This is a genomic window from Nocardia sp. N2S4-5 (assembly GCF_044628355.1).
Classification (GTDB): Bacteria; Actinomycetota; Actinomycetes; order Mycobacteriales; family Mycobacteriaceae; genus Nocardia; species Nocardia wallacei_B.
In genome coordinates this window covers 5,148,010-5,166,714 of the sequence record NZ_JBIUPM010000001.1, presented here as the reverse complement: position 1 = coordinate 5,166,714, position 18,705 = coordinate 5,148,010, and the positions used below count along the sequence as shown (strand labels likewise).

The window sequence follows — 18,705 nt, the reverse complement described above, 5'->3', positions numbered from 1 at the left end:
GAGCGATGAGCTAATCCGGATCTTCCGAACGCCCGCCGACCAGACCCGACACATATCGCCCGCCGACCGCCGCCGCGAGCACCTCGAACACCCCGTTAGCCGTTTGCTCCCAGGAGAATTCGCGGGCACGAGCACGGGCCTTCTCGCCCATGACGGTGCGGGATTCGGCGGAGTCGAGCAGTTCACCCACCGCCTCCGCCAACTGAGCGGCGTCGTCGACCAGCATGCCGGTGACACCGTCCACCACCGAATCGGTGAGACCGCGCGAGCTGCGATAGCCAACCGTCGGTACGCCGTGCTGAGCGGCCTCGATCACGGCCAGACCCCAGCCCTCCTTGCGCGAGGGCAACACGTGAACCCAAGCGCGAGAGAGCAATTCATGTTTGCGGCATTCGTCCACATGACCGTGGAAGGTCACCGCGTCGGCGATGCCTAGTTCGTGCGCGCGACTCTTCAGGTTGTCGGCCCACCAGCCGTCGCCGACCACATCCAGCCGCAAGCCCGGAAGGGCGGGGCGCAACTCCGCCGCGACGGCCAGCGCGTCCTCGATCTGCTTGTGCGGCACCAGCCGCGACAGCACCACGATGCTCGGATGGGCGGTCCGGCTCCCCGGCGCTCCGGTCGGCGCCTGCCGCGGGATGGGCTCGGCGCCGTTGCGCACCACCGCGATTCGCTCCCGACCCACGCCCAGCCCCGCCAGTTCCTCCGCCGAGGGCAGCGACACCGTCAGATACTGGTTGCGCCGATGCACCCGCGGGGACATCCGCGACTCGATCCACCAGCCGATCCGCCCCACCAGCCGCCCCGCGACCGGCCATTGCTCGCGGTGCCCGTGATGCACGAGCACGACCGACGGCGCGCGGGTCGCGATCCGAGCAAAGAAGGGAATGCCGTTCTGCGTGTCGACCACCGCGTCGGGTCGCACCCCATGCAGCGGTCCGATACCGAACCGCCCCGCCACCATCGCGACCAGCGCCCGCGGATACACGGTGTAGCGCCCTCCGGCCCGGCTGATATCGATCCCGTCGACCCGCTCACGCCGCGGAGCGCCCGAGTAGCGAGCGGTCCGCAATGTCACCTTCACCCCCCGCGCGGCCAGGTGCGCACCGACCTGCTCGAGATACCGCTCGCTCCCCCCGCCCTGCGGATGCCCGGTGTCCCGCCAGCACAGCAGCAACACCTCACGCACGCCCGAGTCCCCCGCCGCGCCCCGATCGACCCCACTGGCGCCACGCCCGCGCCCGGATGCGCCCCGCGCAACCGGATCGAGTTCGCGGGAGCCGGTATCGCGCACGGCACATCTCCAGGTGGTACTCGCTCGGACGTCTGACAGTTCGCTCCACCCTATAGCCCACTCCCAAGATCAGTGCGATCACCAGGGCGACCAGTCCGCACCGCGTCATCCACGCCTCACCGACGTACCGGCGTCCGGCGAGCCGCGCGACCCGATGATGTCGTCGTGGTCGGGAAGTGGGATGGGCGGGTGTTGTGCGAGACTGATCCGCTGTGCGCGGGCTAGTGGGGATGTGGAGTACGGGGGTGCGGTTCGCGCGACGGGCCACCTTGCGGCGATCACTGCGGCTGCTCGGGAGTTTTCGTCATGAGCAGACCGATCCCGCATTGTTCTACGGCGGCATCGCCGTCGACACCGTCGAACTGACGCGAGATTTCTACGCCGATCTGACCGGCCGCGACCTCACCGGCACGACGGTGCTCGACGTGGGCGGCGGACCCGGCTACTTCGCCGACGAGTTCACCGCCGCCGGCGCGCGCTACATCCCGGTGGAACCCGATCCCAGCGAGATGCACGCCGCCGGATTGACCGTGCCGGGCGCGGTGCGCGGCTCCGGGATGGCGCTGCCGTTCCGCGACGACGCCGTGGACATCTGCCTCTCCTCCAACGTGGCCGAGCATGTCCCGCAGCCGTGGCTGATGGCCGACGAGATGCTGCGCGTGACCAAGCCGGGCGGGCTGATGATCTTCTCCTACACGGTCTGGCTGGGCCCGTTCGGCGGACACGAGACCGGCCCCTGGCACTATCTCGGCGGCGAGTACGCCGCACGCCGCTACCGGCGCAGGCACGGCCGCGAGCCGAAGAACCGTTTCGGCCGTTCACTGTTCGTCGTGACCGCCGCCGAGGGCATGCGCTGGGCCGACCAGGCCCGCGACCGGGCGCGGATCATGGCTACCTTCCCGCGTTACCACCCGCATTGGGCTTGGTGGCTGGTCCGGACGCCGGGACTGCGGGAGTTTCTGGTCAGCAACCTCGTCGTGGTCGCGGCGAAGCGCTGAGCCGCTAGTGGGCCGGCCGCCCGCGCCGCCAGAAGCGGCCCGTGCCGGTGTGTGACGGCTCGTTCCACGGTGGCTCCTGCATCGCCAGCCCGACCGTCTCCAGCGGAGTGAGCCCCACCCGGCCGGCCAACGCGCGCACGGCCGAGACCGCTTCGGCCGCCTGTAGCGCCGCGGTGGCCTGCTCCAAGGTCAGTGTTCGGCCCGGGAGGAACGAGACGACCCAGCCCCCTTGGCCGACACACCTCGCCTGATGTGGGGTCTGGTCGCTGGTCATCAATGACCGCCCGACCACTTGCACCGCCATGATTCGGACTCCCCTGCGATTGCATTTGAAAAATCAAACGGGCGAAGCAGATTGCTCTAAGCATGCTCTGCGACCGTCCGGAATGCAATAGTGCGTTCTGCGAAAAGCCAACCGGCAGGTAGGGTTTCGATATTCGGGTGTCTGCTGTGAACTGGCGTGGCGAATGGTGCGCGTCAGTCCTCGGGCATCCGGATCCGCAGCACGGGCTCCGGGCGGCGCCCGGCGCCCCGCGGCACATCCACGACCTCCACCCACCAGCCCGGCGGCAACACGTCCTGCAAACGGCCCGCAGCGCGGTGCAACGGAGTACTCGGGGCGTCCAGCCGAAGACCGGCTACCTCCGGGACAACCATGGCTTCGAACGTCGGATCGATCATGCCCACCACCCACCTCTCCACGTTCAGCCCCGTGCGACCGCGGCGGGGACCCCTCCGCGAGCAACCTCGAGGCTACCGGTGCAGTCGACCAGTCGATATCCGGCAGTCGAAACTGGTCAGTCCTGAGACGTAGAACACATCCAGGATAAAGCAGGCAACCGCGATTACCCCACAACGATTGCGGCACGGCGTACGAAACCGCCCGCCCCGTACGAACGACGGTGCGGGCGGCGGAGTTTCGCGATCGGCCGGGAATTACCCCAGTCGCTGCTTGAGCGCCTCGAACTCGTCGCGCACGCCGGAGGGCAGCTTCTCACCGATGAACTCGAACCATTCCTCGATGAGCGGGATCTCCTTGCGCCACTCGCCGATGTCGACCTTCAGCGCCTCGTCGACGTCGGCCGGGTTCACGTCCAGGCCGTCCAGGTCCATCTGCGCGGCGGTGGGCACGTTGCCGATCGCGGTGGCCTCGGCGTCGGCCTTGCCCTCGATGCGGTTGATGATCCACTCCAGCACGCGCGAGTTCTCGCCGAAGCCCGGCCACAGGAAGCGGCCGTCGTCGCCACGCCGGAACCAGTTGACGTAGAAGATCTTCGGCAGCTTGTTCGCGTCCGCGTTCTTGCCGACGTTGATCCAGTGGTCCAGGTAGTCGCCCACGTGGTAGCCCATGAACGGCAGCATCGCCATCGGGTCGCGGCGCACCGTGCCGACCTTGCCCTCGGCCGCGGCGGTCTGCTCCGAGGACAGCGTCGCGCCCATGAACACGCCGTGCTGCCAGTCGAACGACTCGGTCACCAGCGGCACCGTGGTCTTGCGACGGCCGCCGAACAGGATCGCGGAGATCGGCACGCCCTGCGGGTCGTCCCACTCCGGCGCCAGGATCGGACACTGCGACATCGGCGTGCAGTAGCGCGAATTCGGGTGGGCGGCAAGGGTTTCCGTCTCGCGGAGGTACCAGTCGTTGCCCTTCCAGTCGATCAGATGATCGGGCTCGCCCTCCAGGCCCTCCCACCACACGTCGCCGTTGTCGGTCAGCGCGACGTTGGTGTAGACGGTGTTGCCGGCGTCCATGGTGGCCATGGCGTTCGGGTTGGAGCTGTGGTTGGTGCCCGGCGCGACGCCGAAGAAACCGTATTCCGGGTTGACCGCGTACAGGCGGCCGTCCTCGCCGAATCGCATCCAGGCGATGTCGTCGCCCAGGGTCTCCGCGCGCCAGCCCGGCACGGTCGGCTGGATCATCGCCAGGTTGGTCTTGCCGCAGGCGCTCGGGAAGGCGGCGGCCACGTAGTAGTTCTTGTTCTCGGGCGAGATCAGCTTGAGGATCAGCATGTGCTCGGCCAGCCAGCCCTCGTCGTGCGCCATGGCCGAGGCGATGCGCAGCGAGTAGCACTTCTTGCCCAGCAGCGCATTGCCGCCGTAACCCGAACCGTAGGACCAGATCTCGCGATCCTCCGGGAAGTGGGTGATGTACTTGGTGTCGTTGCACGGCCACGGGACGTCGGCCTGGCCCGGCTCCAGCGGGGCGCCGACCGAGTGCAGCGCCTTCACGAACGGCTTATCGGCGCCCAGCTTCTCCAGCGCCGCCTTGCCCATGCGCGTCATCACCCGCATCGAGACGACCACGTACTCCGAGTCGGTGATCTCCACGCCCAGCTTCGGGTCGGCGGCGCCGAGCGGACCCATGCAGAACGGCACAACGAACATGGTGCGGCCCTTCATCGACCCGCGGTACAGGTCGGTCATGGTCTTGCGCATCTGGGCCGGGTCGACCCAGTTGTTGGTCGGGCCGGCGTCGGCCTCGTCGCGGGAGCAGATGAAGGTGCGCGATTCCACCCGGGCCACATCGGACGGATCGGAGAGCGCGAGGAAGGAGTTGGGGCGCTTGGCCTCATTGAGTTTCTTGAAGGTGCCGGCCTCGACCAGCTGGGTGGTCAGCCGGTCCCACTCCTCATCGGAGCCGTCGGCCCAGACGACGCGGTCCGGCTGAGTGAGTTCTGCGACCTCCTGCACCCAGGCCAGCAGTCCTGCGTGCGCCGTCGGTGCGGTGCCATCGGATCCGTGAAGACCAGGAATGGTCACTGAGGTCATGAAAACTCTCCTGAGACGGGCGGCTCTGAGGGGTGGATTCGAGGGCTGTGGCACAGCCCGCGACGCCGGGGGAGCCACCGTTGGCGGTGGGTACCCGCTCCGGCTTGCCGAAAGCACGCCCCGGCTGGGCGGCGTACAAGGACGAAAGCGGACGCCCAGGTTCCTTGATTAAGAGGTTAACGCGATGTGACCCCAGGTACGGAATGGGGTCGCTCACTCGGTACCCGGTCGAGATGCCCGGCAATCCTCCATATCGGAGGTGTGGACGGACGGATACTGATCGGTAATGCCGCACTTCCGGGGCTCATAGGTGGTCCGGGCCTATTAATAGGCGTCACGGCATCCGTACAGCGTGTGATGCGTCACACACGGGTACGCCGGCGTGGGGAGACCGCCACACGCCCTTTCGCGTCTCCCCGTATCGATCCTTGTTTACTCCGGGAAGGCTTTGTCGATAACGGCCAAGTCGCGTTCGCACGCGGCCACTTGGGCGGGCTGCTGGGCAGAGAGTTCGCGCAACTGTCGTTCCAATTCCGCGACCCGGCGATCGGTTTCCAGCACCCGCACGGTGGTGGCTCGCACCACCTGATCGGTGAGCCGGGATTCGGCCTCCACCAAGGCGGTCGCCACCCGCTGCTCCAGTTGCGCCTTGACGTTCACCAGCGCGTCCGACACCCATTGCCGCAGATGCGCGCGATCGGCGAGGTGGCCGCGCGCCCGGACGACCCAGTACGCCACGCCGCCGCCGAGGGCCAGGGTCACCGGGACGGTCGCGTAGTCGAGTTCGGGTACCAGGGCCAGCGGCGCGACGACCAGCCGTCCGAGCCCGAAACCGGCGGAGGCGCCGAGGGCGATCATCAACGTGTCCTCGAGGCCGCGATGCCGGGGCTCGAGGTCGGGGCCCAGGCGCGGCGGCGGATCCGATCGCGATCGGACGGGCTCACGGGCGGATTCGGCTGCCGGGCCGCCGGACTCCAGCTGGCGGGTCAGTTCCGCCAGGCGCTGCTCGACCACCGCATCCAGCTCGACGGTCAGCTGGTTCACCGACTGCTGCAGGTCGTCCGGGTATGCGCGGGCCGATCGGCGGGCGAGACGTTCGACGTCGGTGCGGGCCGCGGCGTTCAACGCCCGGATCCGGGCGCCCACATCGTGCAGCAGATCCACCCGGGCCAGGTGCAGGCGGTTGCGCAGCGCCGCCATGGCCTGCGCCCGGCCGCCGTCGCGCGCGGCCAGCAGAGTGGCGCGCTCCTCCCGCAACTGCGTCACGGACGCGCCCGAGCGCAGCGTTTCGGCCTGTGCGCGGATACGCCGACGGGTTTCGCCGAGCACTTGGGCGATGATCGCCGCCGCACGACCCTCGCCACCGGCCCCGACGGCCCGGGTCAGATACGCGTGCAGGGCGCCGAGACCCGACCGGTCCAGCAGCGCGGCGTCGCCGGAACCACGGGCGGCCACCGCGAGCCGCGCCGAAACCGCCACCAGGTCCGGGTCCGCGGCGAGCACCGGAACCAGCAGCGCCCGGTTGCGTTCGAAATCCGTACGCCAATCCGGATGAGCGTGAATCCCGTTCATAGCGAACACAATTCGCGTACCTCCGGTCCGCAACCGCCCCACCAGATCCAGCAGCGCGGCCCCGAGCGTGGTACCGGCATCGATCAGGACCAGCGCCACCGGCGGCGGCGCGACCAGCACCGCGGGATCGGTCTGCGGCTCGGACAGGTCGATATGCGGTTCGAACCGCGCGAGCTCGGTCCGTAACAACGTGGTGTTCGTATCAGCGGGCCCGATCAACGCGACCGGCACCGAATGCGCGACCTCCGGCGCCCCCGAAACCGGCACCGACTCCAACAACGCACTCCCCTGCGGATTCCACCGCGCCACCACCGCAGCCACTTCCAACGGCAACACCGGCTCCTCCCCCGCCCCGTCACCAGCGAGAGTCGATGCCCCAGCGGATGCGCCAGTCGACGGCACTGCGGACTCCGCAGGTGCGGAAGTCGATGGCCCAGAGGCTGACGGACTCGACGGCCCAGCATGAGCCGACTGCTCAGCAGCACCACCGGGACGCGGTGCTGCGGCCGGTACAGCCGGTGGCGCAGCTGCCGGCGAATCGGCGGGAGGCGCTGGTGCGGAAGACGAGTCCCCGGGCCGGAGTGTTGGCGGCTGGGGGTCGGGGGGTAGGGCGGCGGGGGGTGCTGGGTGGGTGGGGTCAGAGGCCGGCACTGCTCATTCGCTCCCAGATGCGGACGTAGCCGTTGTGGACTCGGACGGCGGCGCGGCGGGCGGGTGCGGGCATGTCGCTGGCGACGACGGCGCGCCAGCGCTGGGCTCGGGCCAGGGCGTCGTCGGCGTCGGCGGGTTGCGGGGCCGGGTAACCGGTTGCCAGGTGTTGGACGTCGGGGCAGGCCAGGCCGGCTTGCAGGCCGAGCCACAGGGCCTCGTCGCCGGCGAGGTAGTCCTCGATCAGGTCGCGGCCGCGGGTCGCGCTCGCGGAGACGCCCGGTACCGAGCGCGCGGCCAGGCGAGCGAGTTCGTCGAGGAACGCGCCGCCGCGCTGGGCGCCGATCTGCTCGTAGCGCCGATGCAGCAGATCGTGCACCGGATCGATACCGCTGACCGCGTGCAACAGCTGCAGCAGTTCGCGCGGGCCGAGTTCCGGCTCATAGCGCAGGGCCGCCAGCGCGCACGACACCCCGTACAAGCCCCAGCGCTGAAGCACCTCGGTGCGCTCGGCCACGTCGGGACCGGCGGCGGGGGCGGTGAACAGTTCCGGCGACAGGGTGAAGTTCGGATCGGTGTTGGCGGCGTGGCGACGCAGCGTGCGCAGATCGTCGTCGCTCGGCGTTCCGGCTCGGGTGCGCACCGCCAGCGCGGAGACCAGCGGCAGGACCGGCACGCCGAGGCCGTAGGCGATCTGGTCGGCGGTCGTGACGGCTTCGGACCACTGGGAACCGATCGCGTCGGCCTTGTTGAGCACCACGATCGTCCGGTCTCGGGGCAGTTCGGCCAGGATCCGGCGGTCGGCGGCCTGCAGCGACGCCGACACCACATACACCACGAGATCGCCGTCGAGTACGGGATCGGGACGGCCCGGCTCGTCCACCGGTTCGGTCTCCACCGCCGACATCAGCGCCAGCGCCTGCAGCAGCGTCGTCTTGCCCGCGCGGGCGCGGCCGGTCACCTGGATGCGCGGCGGGCGACGCCACTCGCTCGCGGCGGCCACGAGCTGGTCGGCGATCTGCGGATCGTGGCCCGCGCCGACGCGCAGGCCGGCGATCAGCTGATCGAGTTCGGGTGCGGGACCGCCATGATCGTTCACGCGCCCCGATGCGGTGGGTGTCGACACGAGTAACCCCCTTCCGCCGCGCAATTCTGTCAGAAACGGAACCGGTTGTCGGCATCGACCGCCGGGTTCGCCGGGAATGCGCGCGGGCCTCGCGGCCCGGTCCGCGCGCACCGTGTCAGCGCGAGCGGGCGATGCGCGCGTTGACGGTACGAACGACCCAGTTGGGAGCGTATTTCCCGGCCGCCGCAAGGACTTTGGCCTGTGCGCCGATCGAGTAGTGCACCCGCGGCAGCAGGCCGCGTCGCCGGGTGGCGTGCCAGATCCCTTCGGCCACATCGTCGACGGTCAGCCGCACACCCAATGATCGAGTCGATCCGGTCTGGACCCCCGCGAGCATTCCGGTCGCGACGAACAGCGGCCACACCGCCAGCACTCGGATGTCGTGACGACGCCACTCCAGGTCGAGGGCCTCGGTGAGGTTGCGCACCGCGGCCTTGCTCGCGCCGTACGTCGCGAGTTCGGCCTGGCCGTAGATCGCCGAGGCCGAGCACAGGTTCACCACCTGCGCCCCGGGCGTATCCCGCAGGTAGGGGAACGCGGCCTGCGTGCCCGCGATGACGCCGCCCAGATTCACCGCCACGATCCGCTGGTGCGCTGCCGAGTCGATGGTTTCGAACGGTCCCGCGCGCAGCACACCGGCGTTGTTCACCAGAACATCCAAACGACCTGTGCGGGAATGGAATTCGCCCAGCCGCTCGGCCCATTGCGCGCCGTCCGTCACGTCCAGCACCCCGACGTCGACCGTGCCCCCGGCCGCACGAACCTCCCCTGCCAACTCCCGCAGCCCCGCGTCGTCGAGGTCATAGGCGCCGACGTGATACCCGCGCGCAGCGAACAGCAATGCCGTCGCACGCCCGATCCCCGCGGCCGCGCCGGTAACGAAGACCACCGGTTTCTCCATGCGCCGCAGCATATGCGGCCCCGCCCCACCCCCGCCCCGAACAGCCTCCGCAAACCCGCTTCCCGCACCCCATCCCCATTCCCGCACCCATTCCACCGACGCCCGCACCCGCTACACCCCGCACCCGCACCGTTCCGCCCGCACCCGCACCCATTCCGCACACCCGCATCGTTCCGCCCACGTCCGCACCCGTTCCACACACGGCCGCACCTCTCCGCCCACGTCCGCACCCGTTCCACACACGGCCGCACCTCTCCACCCGCGCCCGCGCCCGTTCCGCCCGCACCCGCACCCGCACGGCCGCATCGTTCCGCCCACGTCCGCGCCCGTTCCACACACGGCCGCACCTCTCCACCCGCACCCACTCCACATCCATCCCACGCCCCCATCGGAGCAGCCGACCGATGCTGTGTGTCCACTCACATCGACCCTGGTACGGCTATGGCGGGCAGCGGGCGGCAAACGTATCGTCGCAGTTGGGAAGCCTGTGCGGAAGTCGGGAAGGCCCGCCGCACTGTGATGGTTCCCATTGTGGCACAGCACAATTGGCGGGTCATCCGCTGTTTGTGTGGGCGGTGGTCACCTATTCTGGAACGATCGTCCGCCGGTGTGGCGGCGGGGTCGGCCGACCTCGGGATCGCGCGCGCTCGCCGCCGGCCGTGGGGACAGTGAGGAGAGTGCGATGACCGTCACCGGCGTCGTCGAAAGAGTCGGCGGCATCGCGATACCCGGCGTCGCCACGCTCGCCGGATTCGTCAGGACCATCGGCCGCATCGATGCGGCTCGCCGGGGGACCGGAGTCGGCGGCGACGCGGACATCCGCGAGACCACCCGCCCCCTGCTGCCGTCGCAGGACCCGTTCCGCCACGCACCCGCCGACCTGGCCGACTACGCCCCCGGCACGATCCTGCGCAGCCGCCCGGTGCAGGTCGCGCTGTTCGGCCTCATCCCGCAGCGGGTCCGTGCCTGGCAACTGCTGTACCGCAGCACCGATTTGCACGGCGACCCCGAAGTCGCCGTCACGACGGTGCTGCTGCCCGCCGACGATGACCCGGGCACCACCGAGCGCCCGCTGCTGGCGTTCCAATCGGCCATCGACGCGGTCTGCGAACAATGCGCGCCGTCCTACGCCCTGCGCCGTGGCGCCTTCGTGCCCGGCTCCATCACGCAATTGGAATATCTGCTGGTCGCCAACGCACTGCGGCGCGGCTGGGCGGTGAGCATCGCCGACCACGGCGGCCCGAGCGGACACTTCGGCGCCCCGCGCGAGCCCGGCTACCGTTCGCTCGACGGCATCCGCGCGGCCCAGCGCTTCGCACCCCTCGGCCTGCACACCGGCACGCCGGTCGCGGTGTGGGGCTATTCGGGTGGCGGCATGGCCAGTTCGTGGCTGGTGGAGATGGCACCGACCTACGCGCCCGAACTCGATATCGTCGGCGCAGCGATGGGCGCGCCGGTCGGCGATCCCGGCCAGGTCTTCGTGCGGCTCAACGGCGGCCGCTACGCCGGTTTCCCGGCCATCGTGATCGCGGCGCTGCGGAAGATCTATCCGGTGCTGGGCCGGATCCTCGACGAACACCTCTCCCCCGAGGGGCAGGAGTTGGTCGACCAGGCGGCCCGGCTGACCCCGCTCGCCGCGTTGCGCGCACTGGCCCGGCGCAACGTCTCCGACTACCTGACCCGCCCGCTGGAGGAGATCCTGGCCGAACCGGAAATGCGCGCCGTCTTCGACGACCTGCGCCTGGGCACCGCCGCCCCGCGCTGCCCGGTGCTGGTGACACAGCCGGTGCACGACCGCATCATCCACGCCGACGGCGTCGAGGCCCAGCTCGACCGCTACCGCCGCGGCGGCACCACCGTCATCTACCTCCGCGACCGTCTCAGCGACCATTTCTCGCTGCTGCCGCTCTCCACTCCGCTCAGCCTGAACTGGCTCGCCGACCGGATCGCGGGCGTCCCGGTGACGGACACCACATCGCGGACTGTCTGGTCGGTGCTGGCGACTCCGGCAAGCTGGCGGGGCCTGCTCGAAATGGCAGGTACGGCAACACGAGTCGTCCTCGGCCGGCCGCTGCGCCAGCGGTCCGAGCCCGTCCTGCGCCGCGCCGACACCTTGGCGGCCTGAATGCAGCGCCACAGCCGTCGGTGCGGTCGATTGCTGCGCTAATCATCGAATACTGGACAATGGACGCCGTGAACGACGCCGCGAACCCCAACGCCGGGAGCGACGGGCCCGTGGGCGGCAGCCTGCGCCACGACGAGGGGCCCCGCGGACGGCGCATCGACACAGCCGGGAGCGACGGCCACCCGACCGGCTCGCGCCTGTATCCCCGGGTCACCAGTTTCCGCTCGCGGCGGGGCGCGCTCACCCCGTCCCAGCAGCAGGCGTGGGAGCGGACATGGCCGCGCATCGGCCGCGAGGTGTCCGACGACCCGCTCGACGCCGCCGCCTGGTTCGGCCGCGAGGCGCCGCTGATCGTGGAGATCGGCTGCGGCACGGGCACCGCCACCGCGGCCATGGCACAGGCCGAACCGCAGTTCGACCTGATCGGCATCGAGGTCTACAAGCCGGGCTTGGCGCAGCTGGTGCAGCGTGTCGAGCGCGAGCGCATCGAGAACATCCGGCTGCTGCGCGGCGACGCGGTCGACGTGTTCGAACACATGATTGCCAAAAATTCGCTCACGGGCGTTCGAGTCTTCTTCCCGGATCCGTGGCCCAAGGCGCGGCACCACAAGCGGCGATTGCTCCAGCCGGACACGGTGGCGCTGATCGCCGGCCGCCTGAAGACCGGCGGCGTGTTGCACGTCGCCACCGACCACGCCGGATACGCCGAGCACATCGCCGCGGTGGGTGCCGAAGAACCACAGCTCATCGGCATGAACGAGGCCACCGGCGGGGATCCGGAGCGATTCCGAGCGACCGCGCCGATCGGGTTCGACCGCCCCGTGACCAAGTTCGAAAGCAAGGCACATCGTGCCGGTAGCGCCATCACCGAGCTCATTTGGGGGAAGATCGACTTATGAGCGTGAGCGAGATGGCCCACGAGGTCATGGATGTTGCCGGAATAATGCACGGCACCTCCTCGGAGGGGCACGCGGGCGCACCCGGATCGGGTAATACTTCGGACGTGCGCCGGGTGCTGCTCGTCTGGGACGCCCCGAACCTCGATATGGGCCTGGGCGCGATTCTCGGTGGCCGGCCCACCGCGGCGTACCGGCCGCGCTTCGACGCGCTCGGCAGATGGCTGCTGGCCCGCACCGCCGAGCTGTCGGTGGGCAGCGTGCAGCGCGTCGAGGCGGAGGCGACGGTGTTCACCAACATCGCGCCCGGTACCGCCGACGTGGTCCGCCCGTGGGTGGAGGCGCTGCGCAACGTGGGCTACGCGGTTTTCGCCAAGCCCAAGATCGACGAGGATTCCGACGTCGACAGCGACATGCTGGCGCATATCGAGACGCGCCGCCGCAATGCCGGACTGGCCGGCATCATGGTCGCGTCCGCCGACGGCCAAGCCTTCCGCGAGCCGCTCGAGGAGCTCGCGGCGAGCGGAGTTCCGGTGCAGGTACTGGGATTCCGCGAGCACGCCAGCTGGGCGGTGACGTCCGATATCCTCGAGTTCATCGACCTCGAGGACATCCCGGGTGTGTTCCGCGAACCGCTGCCCCGGGTCTCCCTCGACTCGCTGCCCGAAGAGGGAGCCTGGCTGCAGCCCTTCCGGCCGCTGTCGGCCCTGCTCACCTCCCGCCCCGCTCAAGGAGTCGCTTAGTGTTCACCCGCTGGGGCGACCTGGTCTACAGATTTCGCTTCCTCGTTCTCGCCGCGGTCGTGGCCGCGCTGCTCGCCCTCGGCGGGTTCGGCTTCGGCATCGAGAAACACCTCAGCGCCAGCGGCTGGGACGACCCGACCTCGCAGTCGACGCAGGCCGCGCAGCTGAAGGACGAGGCGTACGGCCGCGACCACACCGGCGACGTGATTCTGCTGTACACCGCGCCGGACGGGAAGACAGTCGACGATCCCGAGTTCAGCCAGAAGATCACCGACAGCCTGATCAACCTGCCGAAGCAATATCCGGATCAGATCGACAAGGTCAACGTCGCGTACTGGCGGGCCACCGGCGGCGCCCAGTGGACGACGACGGGCGTCGCCTCCCCGGACAAGAAGAGCACCTTCGCCACCCTCGCCGTCAAGGGCTCCAACGACACCGAGATGGTGAACAACTTCCGCGAGATCAAGGATGTTTTCGACATCCCCGGCGTGGAGGTCCAGGTCGCGGGCATGCAGGCGGTCTCCGGCACGCTCAACGACACCATGGCGCAGGACCAGAAGCGGATGGAAGTCATCGCCATCCCCGTGGTCGCGGTGCTGTTGTTCTTCATCTTCGGCGGTGTCGTCGCGGCCGCGCTGCCGCTGATCGTCGGCGGTCTGACGGTGCTCGGCGCGAACGGCATCGTCATGGCGATCACGAAGTTCACCGAGGTGAACTCGTTCGTCAGTCCGGTCGTCTCGATGATCGGGCTCGGCCTGGCCATCGATTACGGCCTGTTCATGGTCAGTCGTTTCCGCGAGGAGATGGCCGAGGGGTACACCACCGCCTCGGCGGTTCGGCGCTCGGTGATGACCGCCGGCCGGACGGTCGCGATGTCGGCCACCATGATCATCGCGGCCAGCGCCGGCATGCTGCTGTTCCCGCAGGGCTTCCTCAAGTCGGTCGCGTACGGCACCATCGCGACGGTGCTGCTCGCGGCGCTGACGGCGCTGACCGTGCTGCCCGCACTGCTCGGCATCCTCGGTCGCCGCGTGGACATGCTGGGGCTCAAGTGGTTCCGCAAGACCAAGACCGCCGAGGAGATCGAGAACGGCTTCTGGGGCAAGAGCACGCAGTGGGTGATGAAGCACCCGCTGAAGGTGGCGATCCCGCTGTGCATTCTGTTGCTGCTGTTGATCATTCCGGTCAAGGACCTGAAGTTCGGCGGTATCAGCGAAACCTATCTGCCGCCGGACAATCCGACCCGCGTCGCACAGGAGCAGTTCGACCAGCTGTTCCCGCAGTATCGGTCCAACCCGCTGCAACTGGTCATGGTCACCGACAACCCCAGCGGCATCTACAACATCCTGAAGGAAGCCAACGAGGCGCCGGGGCTGGCGACCAAGTTCAAGACGCCGGATTCGCCGCCGGGCGACTCCAACGTGTGGGCCACGCAGGCGACACTGGTCGATGCCGACACCACGACCGCCGACGAGGCGATCGACTATCTGCGCACGAATATCTCGGTCCCCGACGACATGCAGTTCTTGGTGACCGGGCAGCCGGCCATCCAGAAGGACAGCATCGACGCGCTGCTGTCCCGCATGCCGCTGATGATCGCGCTGGTCGTGCTGGTCACCACGCTGCTGATGTTCCTGACCTTCGGTTCGCTGGTGCTGCCGATCAAGGCCGCGCTGATGAGCGCGCTCGGCCTCGGCTCCACGCTCGGCATCCTGACCTGGATCTTCGTCGACGGGCACGCGGCCGGACTGCTCAATTTCACGCCACAGCCGATCATGTCGCCCGTGCTCGTGTTGATCATCGCGATCATCTACGGCTTGTCGACCGACTATGAGGTTTTCCTACTCTCCCGCATGGTCGAAGCGCGCACGATGGGGGCGAGTACCACCGAGGCGGTCCGGATCGGCACCGCCCAGACCGGCCGCATCATCACCGCGGCCGCGCTGATCCTGCTGGTGGTGACGGGCGCGTTCGCGTTCTCCGACCTGGTGATGATGCAGTACATCGCCTACGGCATGATCGCCGCGCTGTTCATCGACGCGACCGTGCTGCGCATGCTGTTGGTGCCGGCGACCATGAAACTGCTCGGTGACGACTGCTGGTGGGCGCCGAAGTGGATGAAGAAGATCCAGCAGAAGATCGGTCTCGGCGAGCCCATTCTCGACGACGAGCGTCCGGGCACCGACGAGCTGGTCGACCTGGTGAAGACCACTCCGGTCACCGATCCGGTGACGCTGCAGATCCCCGTGCTGGCCGACGGCACTCCGGCCAAACCCGCGCGCAAGAAGAAGCCCAAGCGCGCGCGGTTCATCGGCGGTGTGGACGGCGAAGCGCCGACGCAGCGGCTCGGGGAAATCCGGACCGAGCCGGGGCGGCCGGGGGATACCGGCAATCTCTCCGGTTCTGATGCGGGGCAGGAGGATTCGGGTAGCGGCTCGGCCGGTGCCACCGCATTGCCATCCGACTCCACGCCGCAGTCGTCCGGTGCCAGGTCGCTGCTGAATCTCGGTACCGAGCACGACGATTCGGCCGGAGATGCTCCGGACGAGCGCTCCGCGTCGCCGGATTCGGGTACGACGCAACAGAATCCGACCACGCCGCGACAAGAGAGCCGCGGCCCGCAGCCGGGCCCGTTCGCGCCGCAGACCACTCCGCAGACCAACCTGAAACTACCGCGCGCCATCGAACCCCAGTCGGGCGTAATCGGCGTGACTCCACGCTCCGAGGGCATGCCGACGACCCCCGTCCGTACGCGGCCCTCCGCGCCGACGCCCCCGGACTCGCCCCGATCCTCCACGGAGACAACGCCGTCGAGGCCCGCTGCTCCGACGCCGATTCGGCCGCCGCTTTCCGGGCCGATTCCGGAGCCGCCCTCGGCCTCGGTGCCTTCCGTGTCGACTCCCTCGGTGTCGACGCCCTCCATCTCGACGCCGCAGACGGCGCGGCCCCCGCTGCCGCCACGGACAATCCGGTCGCAGGACCAGACTCGGCCTACCGAACCGGCGAAGCCCGCCGCGCCCGGTGAGCCGACGCAACCCACCGCACCGGTAGGCACCACACCCCGGGTGCTGCCGCCCCAGCCGAACGTAGCGCCGCATCCCGCCAGCCGCGCGCAACTGTTCCAGTCGAGCCCCGGCCACGAGACCGCTTCGCCGACAAAGGATTCCGCGCCGGCCCAAGAGCAGGCGTATCCCGGAACAGAGCAGTCGTTCCCTTCCTCGGAACGGAAGTTCACGGAACCTGAGCAGTCTTCCGGCGCAACGGAAGAGACCTACGGCTCCTCGGTAAACCCTTACGCCGGACCGGAACATCCGTTCCCTGCCTCCGAGCGCAAGTTCACGGCACCCGAGCAGCCTTCCGCAACGCCGGAACTGCCTTACCGCACGTCCGAAAAGCCTTACGCCGCACCTGAACAGTCGCGCGCCTTCGAGCGGAATTTCACCGCGCCTGAACAGGCTTCTCCGATGTCGGAACAGTCCTACGGCGAGTCCGAAGCGGCGGAAGACACCTACGACTCACTCGGAAACGCTTCCGCCCCGGAACAGCCGTACCGGCCAGCAGGGGATCCCTATGGTTCGCCCGAGTCGTCGCACACCACACCCGGGAAGCTGTACCCCGCTCCCGAGCGCACCTACAGCCCGACCGACGGCGCTTACGAAGCATCCGAACAGTCCTACGAGACAACCGAAAAGCCCTACGCCGCACCCCAACAGCCCTACGGCCCGCCCGGCACGTCGTTCGCCGATTCCCACCAGGCCTACAGCGCAACCAGCGAGCCCTACCCGGCCCCCAGCCAGGACTACAACGCGGCCGACGAGCCTTACTCACGCCAGCAGAGCCAAGGCACCAGCGAGCCCTACCCCGCACCTGAACAGGGCTATGGTTCCGCCGCCGAGCCCGACACCGCCACCGAACAGCGCTACGGTGCCGCCGAGCCCGACACCGCCACCGAACAGCGCTACGGTGCCGCCGAGCCCAACAACGCAACCGAACAGCGATACGGCGCCGCCGGCGAACCCAGCCACGCGACCGAGCAGAGCTACAGTCCCTCCGGCGAACCCAACACCGCAGCCGAACAGCATTACGGTGCGTCTGGCGAACCCAACATCGCGTCCGAGCAGAGTTCCGGCGTCTTCGGCGAGTCCCGCACCGCCTTCCAACAGGATCATGGGTCTCCCCGCGAGACCTACTCCGCGCCGGCACAGGACTACGGTGCCTCAGACGAGTCCGAGCATGGGTACCGTTCGGCCGACGAGTCCAGCACCTCGCCTGGGTACGGTGCCTCCAGCGAGGCCTACTCCGCATCCCAGCAGGGATACAGTGCGCCCGGCGCATACACCGCGCCCGAGCAGTCGTATGCGGCTCCCGAGCACCAGGACTACGGTGTGGCGGATCAGTCCCCCAGCGCGCCAGAGCAATCGGCGAACCCGAGCGAAGCGCCGGACGCCCCTGCCGACAACCCGCCGGACGACTCCGAGCGCAACACCATCGAACGCTGGATGGCCGACCTCCGCTCCTCCCGTCGCCGCCCCGAACACCCGGACCCGGACGAGGGCAAGCACTCCGGCGGCGCGGGCCGCACGGTCAGCGTGAACGAATTGCTCCGCCGCCAGAACCGGGACTGACCCCCGCCGCGGTCGCACTACGGGCCGGATATCCCGGCCCACCCGGTAGCGGCCACGACCTCGCGCGCGATATCGATGACGCTCCGCCCATCCGTCGCCACGCGTACGACCCCCGGAGGTACCCGCAAGTCCAGAACCCTTGCGGGCACTTCCGTCCAGGCTCAGCATGCCAGCGGGCGATCACTCCACGCGATCGGTTATCGGTCCGGCCGTGCGATCCCAGCCCGTCACCACACCCAGCCCCCGAGTTCGGGCTCAGCGCGAATCACATTGTGGGTCAAGGCGATTATTTCGATGCTGCTTGCCGTTCGGCCGCGTCGAGGGCCGGAGTGAGGGGCATGAGGGCGGAACGCAAGAGATCAGCGAGCGACCCGGATACCACCACCAGACTGCCGCTCGCGGGCTGAACCCACTGTTCGAGGGCGATGCGGATGGCAGCAGCGACCCCGGCCGCCAGTACGCGAGAGGTGAGGCCGGTGGGGTCGTCGAGGCGGGTGGCTATTACGGCGGTCAGCGGTTCGGTGATCACAGTGGTGGTTCGGAGGAAGGCTTCGCGTAGGGCGGGGGTGCGGGTGATCAGGAGTAGTGCCTCCCGGGCGGTGTCGGCGGGGGCGGTGTACTGCTCCACGATCGCTTCGATGACGGCCTCGGCAAGGGGGACCTCGGGCGGGCGGGCGGCGACGGCTGCCGCGACTCGTTCCTCGCGTTCGGCGGTGACGGCCGCGACGATCGCCTGTTCGCGGCTGGAGAAGTAGTTGTTGTAGGTGCGCGGCGAGACACCGGCCGCCTCGGCGATGTCGTCCACGCGCACATTGTCCGGTCCGCGTTCCATGGCCAGCCGCAGTGCCGCCGCGCGCAGTGCCTCGCGCGTGGCCTGCTTCTTCCGCTCACGCAACCCTGCCACGGACCCAGCTTTCCATGAATTGATGCACGCACGCAAACTTGCGTGCACGCAATTTTTCGTCTTACTCTGATCCCGAACCATCCGCATCAGAAGGGACAGCACAC

The 18,705-nt window shown here is 69.0% G+C and carries 13 protein-coding genes; 5 read left to right on the top strand and 8 right to left on the bottom strand.

Going from position 1 to position 18,705, the window contains the following annotated elements; translation table 11 throughout:
* Positions 1 to 10: 10 nt before the first annotated feature.
* Positions 11 to 1,189 carry a glycosyltransferase family 4 protein gene (locus tag ACFMRZ_RS23685; RefSeq protein WP_400182956.1) on the bottom strand — a complete coding sequence of 393 codons (1,179 nt, stop codon included), beginning with the start codon at positions 1,187 to 1,189 and terminating at the stop codon, positions 11 to 13.
* 350 nt (positions 1,190 to 1,539) lie between these two features.
* Here ACFMRZ_RS23685 and ACFMRZ_RS23680 point away from each other — a divergent pair, with 350 nt between their 5' ends.
* Complete coding sequence (locus ACFMRZ_RS23680) at positions 1,540 to 2,292, top strand: methyltransferase domain-containing protein (RefSeq protein ID WP_400180796.1); 753 nt, start codon at positions 1,540 to 1,542, stop codon at positions 2,290 to 2,292.
* Between the two features lie 4 nt (positions 2,293 to 2,296).
* On the opposite strand, the gene ACFMRZ_RS23675 is transcribed toward ACFMRZ_RS23680, so the two are convergent.
* The 6 genes from ACFMRZ_RS23675 to ACFMRZ_RS23650 all read right to left on the bottom strand — a co-directional run bounded on the left by ACFMRZ_RS23675 (position 2,297) and on the right by ACFMRZ_RS23650 (position 9,308).
* Positions 2,297 to 2,596, bottom strand: a complete 300-nt coding sequence (locus ACFMRZ_RS23675) for a hypothetical protein (RefSeq protein ID WP_280274124.1) — start codon at positions 2,594 to 2,596, stop codon at positions 2,297 to 2,299.
* Positions 2,597 to 2,769: 173 nt separating this feature from the next.
* A complete protein-coding gene (locus tag ACFMRZ_RS23670) occupies positions 2,770 to 2,973 on the bottom strand; it encodes a hypothetical protein (protein ID WP_400180795.1) in 204 nt (67 codons plus the stop codon).
* 255 nt (positions 2,974 to 3,228) lie between these two features.
* Positions 3,229 to 5,061, bottom strand: a complete 1,833-nt coding sequence (locus ACFMRZ_RS23665) for a phosphoenolpyruvate carboxykinase (GTP) (protein WP_400180794.1) — start codon at positions 5,059 to 5,061, stop codon at positions 3,229 to 3,231.
* Between the two features lie 432 nt (positions 5,062 to 5,493).
* Positions 5,494 to 6,969, bottom strand: coding sequence for a hypothetical protein (locus ACFMRZ_RS23660; protein WP_400180793.1), 1,476 nt, complete (start codon positions 6,967 to 6,969; stop codon positions 5,494 to 5,496).
* A gap of 301 nt (positions 6,970 to 7,270) precedes the next feature.
* Positions 7,271 to 8,407: a GTPase domain-containing protein gene (locus ACFMRZ_RS23655; protein ID WP_400180792.1), complete on the bottom strand. Its 1,137-nt coding sequence runs from the start codon at positions 8,405 to 8,407 to the stop codon at positions 7,271 to 7,273.
* 115 nt (positions 8,408 to 8,522) lie between these two features.
* Positions 8,523 to 9,308, bottom strand: a complete 786-nt coding sequence (locus ACFMRZ_RS23650; protein ID WP_400180791.1) for an SDR family oxidoreductase — start codon at positions 9,306 to 9,308, stop codon at positions 8,523 to 8,525.
* A 682-nt stretch (positions 9,309 to 9,990) separates the two neighbouring features.
* On the opposite strand from ACFMRZ_RS23650, the gene ACFMRZ_RS23645 reads away from it, so the two are divergent.
* Genes ACFMRZ_RS23645 through ACFMRZ_RS23630 form a run of 4 tightly spaced genes read left to right on the top strand, consistent with a single transcriptional unit; the run spans position 9,991 to position 17,697 of the window.
* The gene (locus ACFMRZ_RS23645) at positions 9,991 to 11,433 is read left to right on the top strand and encodes a lipase family protein (RefSeq protein WP_400180790.1); all 1,443 of its coding nucleotides are present in this window, start codon (positions 9,991 to 9,993) and stop codon (positions 11,431 to 11,433) included.
* A gap of 59 nt (positions 11,434 to 11,492) precedes the next feature.
* Complete coding sequence (gene trmB / locus ACFMRZ_RS23640; protein ID WP_400180789.1) at positions 11,493 to 12,332, top strand: tRNA (guanosine(46)-N7)-methyltransferase TrmB; 840 nt, start codon at positions 11,493 to 11,495, stop codon at positions 12,330 to 12,332.
* Positions 12,329 to 13,072, top strand: coding sequence for an NYN domain-containing protein (locus tag ACFMRZ_RS23635; RefSeq protein WP_280274117.1), 744 nt, complete (start codon positions 12,329 to 12,331; stop codon positions 13,070 to 13,072). The genes trmB and ACFMRZ_RS23635 overlap by 4 nt, the downstream gene beginning before the upstream one ends.
* Positions 13,072 to 17,697 carry an MMPL family transporter gene (locus ACFMRZ_RS23630; protein ID WP_400180788.1) on the top strand — a complete coding sequence of 1,542 codons (4,626 nt, stop codon included), beginning with the start codon at positions 13,072 to 13,074 and terminating at the stop codon, positions 17,695 to 17,697. The genes ACFMRZ_RS23635 and ACFMRZ_RS23630 overlap by 1 nt, the downstream gene beginning before the upstream one ends.
* A gap of 286 nt (positions 17,698 to 17,983) precedes the next feature.
* Here the strand turns inward: ACFMRZ_RS23630 and ACFMRZ_RS23625 are convergent, their stop codons facing one another.
* Complete coding sequence (locus tag ACFMRZ_RS23625; RefSeq protein ID WP_400180787.1) at positions 17,984 to 18,601, bottom strand: TetR/AcrR family transcriptional regulator; 618 nt, start codon at positions 18,599 to 18,601, stop codon at positions 17,984 to 17,986.
* Positions 18,602 to 18,705: the final 104 nt, after the last annotated feature.